Raw genomic sequence first — 3003 nt, 5'->3', positions numbered from 1 at the left:
GGATATGGAATACCTTTACTAGATGAAGGAGATACAATCCAAGTAGATGATGGAAGAACTAGAACAGTTCATAGTTATACAATTCAATCAGGAGGAAGTTTACCAAGTCAAAGAGTAGAATTTAGTAATGGTTCAATAGATTTACTTGTAGTAAATAGAAAAGTACAAGTAAAGTTAAATAACTGGAAGGTCAATGAGCCTATGAGATTGAATTTAAAGGCAATAAGAGGAGTAAATGAGATAAGTAATCATGCGATAACTTTAACAGCTCCAGAAGCACCATTTAATATGCTAGAAACAGGAAACTTAGATTTTGGAAATGTACTACAAGGAGCAAAAAATAAGAAAGCAGAAAGTAATATCAGAATAGAAATGCTAGAAGGACAAGATGTAAGTGAGGTAAAGTTCAAACTAAGAGAAGAACAGCCAGTAATGACAAACTCTCAAGGAGCAGAATTAAGGGTAAAGAAAATAGATAAGACAGTTCAAAGAGTAAGGGACAGAGAGTACAACATTAAGTTAAAAGGAACACTAGATGTCCCAGAGGAACAGCAGTCAGGAGAATACAGAGGAAGCAATATCCTAGATATTGAAGTTAAATAATATAAAATCAATATCTTGTGGCTAATAATTATTGGCCACAAGATTTTAACACAATATATAGTGGAGGTTATATATGTTAGCTCAATTTAAAAAAAAATACAATTTAATAAAAGAGAATATACATACATAGCTAATTATACCTTAATAACTAACAAATTAAGGAAAGAGTTGATTCTATGTAATGGAAAAGTAATATATGAAAAATCTTCTAATAAAAAAGGAATAAAAGAAAAAGTTAATTTATATCCTGAAATATCTAAAAAAATATTAGAAAATATGGAGATTTCAAAAATATTAAAGGAGAGTGCCTAATGAAAAAATTAATAATGTTATTCATGGTAATAAGCTCAATAGGAATGGCAAAGAGTATTCCTGCAATTCCTATAATACCAATTAATCCTCCAACTGAAAATAAACCAGATGTTCCAACTTTACCAACAGAAGATAAGGTAGAAGCAGATGGAAGAATCAGAAAATTAGAGCAAAATACAACAATTTTAATGAATGTTCAACTGAAAGTAGAAGTACCTTTAGAAATAGTATCAGATGTAGATATAAATGCGATGGTAATAGATGACATGAAGTTAGAGATTCCATTTGAAATTGAACTTAATAAAAAGCCTGATAAGAAAGATTATTATAAGATTAAGTTCAGTGAAAATAAGATAGATATTGATAGTGATGGACAAATAGACACTACTATCTATACTCCACCATATATCAATACACAGATAGTAAAAGATAATATGGTGTATATAGATGGAGCTAAAATCTCTAAAGAGGGTAAACATACTAGAAAAGTCTATATGACAGTTGAGGTAAGAGAATAATGAAAAGTATTCCATACAATGCAATACTATCTCTATTACTATTTCTAATAGTAATCTTTATAGCAGAATGTAAAATAAAACTTGCAATTATTCTAGCAATTTATTATTTTTATCTTTTGTTTGATGAATACATCAATCAAATATTAAAAAGATGGAGAGTGAAGTATACAAAAAAAATTAAAACAATGGATTTAGTTATAAAAAAAGAAATATTAAAAGAAGAAAATTTGAATAAAGAATTTAAATAATAGGAGGAAAACTTATGAAAAAACTATTATTAGGAGCTATATTTTCATTAATAGCAGTACCAAGTTTTGCTAAAATTGAAATGAAAATATTAGAGCCATTAAGATTTGAGTATTTTAATACTCGTATGCTTGGCTCTGATAAAATCGCAGGGTATGGAACTATTGAAATAAAAGCAGATAAAGAAGATTTTGGTAAAAAGCTAGTTTTTCAATTCCCAAAAAAAGGACTTATAACTAATAGAAAAAAATGGATAGAGATAGAACAATATGGTATGGAATTACCAGATAAGGAGCTAATAGTAAGTCAAGAAACAATGAATGTAAAATTTTATGCAGTATTGAATAGAAGGGATATTGATAAAGGAGAAGAAGCAGATATTATAGAAGGAAAATATAATGGATATGTACCCATAATAGTATCTCAATACGGAAAATTAAATGAGGTGGAATAATGAGAAAAAAATTATTAACTACTTTATTTTTATTAGGAAGCTTATTAAGTTTAGCAGAAGAAAATCTGACTATCCATGATTTGAAGATGAGAATGGAGTTAGATAAGAGTAAACCTAATCATGTAGTAGTAAATATAATACCAGATGATACAGAAGAAAGAATAGAAGCTATTCTCTCTCAAAGTAATACTATTACAATAGATAAAAGTAATTTGTTACCTAAGAAAGCTCAAGAGAAGAAAGTAAAAGTAGAGAATACAACTAAAAAACCTAAAGAAATTATAAAAGAAAAATTAAAAGAACCAGAAGTACAAAAAGTTGAAGAAACTAAAGTAGAAGAGGTGGTAGAAAAGTTAGAGATTCCAGAGATTATAGAACAAAATATAGAAGAAAAAATTGAAAAACAAGAGATAAAACTAGAGCCAAGAGAAGAAATAATAGAACCATTATTCAAAGAAAATAATGAAATAAAAGAAGAAAAAATATCTTTAGGAGTAATTGTAAGTATAGGAGTAATTATAGTAGGAATAGTGTCAATCTTATATAAAAAGATAAGGAAGTGAAAGATATGAAATATAAAAATGTACAAAAAATGAATGGGGGGGGGGTGCTATGATAGATTACAGAGCATTATCTGTGCCATAGCACTGTACTTAGTACTAATAAGTAATGTACTAGCAGAAGTCCCACACACAACAATAGCAGAAAATCCCAATAAGGAAGTAACAAAGGTAGAAATCTTAAAAAGAAGAGATAAGGCAGAGCTAAATCTCACAGTAGAGAAGAAAAAAAGTAAAGAAATAGTAGGATATGTAGAAGGAAATAAAGTAATAATTCCTAAGTCAGAAAATCCCCAAGTAAACTTTGAAG

Annotated in this window: 6 protein-coding genes; all 6 read left to right on the top strand. The window is 28.1% G+C overall.

Translation table 11 applies throughout. The features are described 5' to 3' along the window. On the top strand, nucleotides 1–603 hold a 603-nt coding region (locus IAA47_04810), incomplete at its 5' end, for a hypothetical protein (GenBank protein ID MBU3842292.1). A 311-nt stretch (nucleotides 604–914) separates the two neighbouring features. Continuing rightward, nucleotides 915–1433 carry a hypothetical protein gene (locus tag IAA47_04805; protein MBU3842291.1) on the top strand — a complete coding sequence of 173 codons (519 nt, stop codon included), beginning with the start codon at nucleotides 915–917 and terminating at the stop codon, nucleotides 1431–1433. Further along, the gene (locus IAA47_04800; protein MBU3842290.1) at nucleotides 1433–1681 is read left to right on the top strand and encodes a hypothetical protein; all 249 of its coding nucleotides are present in this window, start codon (nucleotides 1433–1435) and stop codon (nucleotides 1679–1681) included. The genes IAA47_04805 and IAA47_04800 overlap by 1 nt, the downstream gene beginning before the upstream one ends. A 14-nt stretch (nucleotides 1682–1695) precedes the next feature. After that, nucleotides 1696–2133 (top strand): hypothetical protein, encoded by a 438-nt coding sequence (locus IAA47_04795; protein ID MBU3842289.1) that lies wholly within the window; start codon nucleotides 1696–1698, stop codon nucleotides 2131–2133. After that, nucleotides 2133–2696, top strand: a complete 564-nt coding sequence (locus tag IAA47_04790; GenBank protein ID MBU3842288.1) for a hypothetical protein — start codon at nucleotides 2133–2135, stop codon at nucleotides 2694–2696. Before IAA47_04795 ends, IAA47_04790 begins: the two co-directional genes overlap by 1 nt. Before the next feature lie 33 nt (nucleotides 2697–2729). Then, nucleotides 2730–3003 (top strand): hypothetical protein (locus IAA47_04785; protein ID MBU3842287.1); only part of this gene is annotated, 274 nt, incomplete at its 3' end.

The sequence above is a fragment of the Candidatus Fusobacterium pullicola genome, assembly GCA_018883725.1.
Lineage (GTDB): Bacteria > Fusobacteriota > Fusobacteriia > Fusobacteriales > Fusobacteriaceae > Fusobacterium_A > Fusobacterium_A pullicola.
This window is presented reverse-complemented; position numbering and strand designations above follow the sequence as displayed.

What these genes read in the sequence shown, in the direction of transcription:
- IAA47_04805 (MBU3842291.1), top strand. Translation starts at nt 915, where the DNA reads ATGAAAAAATTAATAATGTTATTCATGGTAATAAGCTCAATAGGAATG.
- IAA47_04800 (MBU3842290.1), top strand. Translation starts at nt 1,433, where the DNA reads ATGAAAAGTATTCCATACAATGCAATACTATCTCTATTACTATTTCTA.
- IAA47_04795 (MBU3842289.1), top strand. Translation starts at nt 1,696, where the DNA reads ATGAAAAAACTATTATTAGGAGCTATATTTTCATTAATAGCAGTACCA.
- IAA47_04790 (MBU3842288.1), top strand. Translation starts at nt 2,133, where the DNA reads ATGAGAAAAAAATTATTAACTACTTTATTTTTATTAGGAAGCTTATTA.